General features: G+C 39.6%; 1 protein-coding gene. It reads right to left on the minus strand.

Going from position 1 to position 268, the window contains the following annotated elements; all coding sequences use genetic code 11:
* Nucleotides 1–178, minus strand: a 178-nt coding sequence (locus tag SM755_RS24640) for an MAPEG family protein (protein WP_369335289.1), incomplete at its 3' end; no start/stop codon positions are given.
* Nucleotides 179–268 lie beyond the last annotated feature (90 nt).

Raw genomic sequence — 268 nt, forward strand, 5'->3', positions numbered from 1 at the left:
TGACGATGTAAACGAGACCAAGCCCAGCACTAATACATGGATGCCTCATTCCCCCCAATATCATTAAAATGAAAAACACAGGCATCATTTCCAGTGAATTCTGGTGCCCTCTCTGAACACAATTGAAGATCTTAGCATCCTTGTTCTCTGATTCTGATGCATAAAAGAGTTGGATAATTCACATTGTACCTTTTGCGAGCTTTTCCAACTTGAAAACCCATCCAAAAATTGAAGAAGCAGTAGAAAACTAAGACCAACACCACATAAC

The sequence above is a fragment of the Natrialba sp. PRR66 genome (assembly GCF_034808065.1).
GTDB classification, from domain to species: Archaea; Halobacteriota; Halobacteria; order Halobacteriales; family Natrialbaceae; genus Natrialba; species Natrialba aegyptia.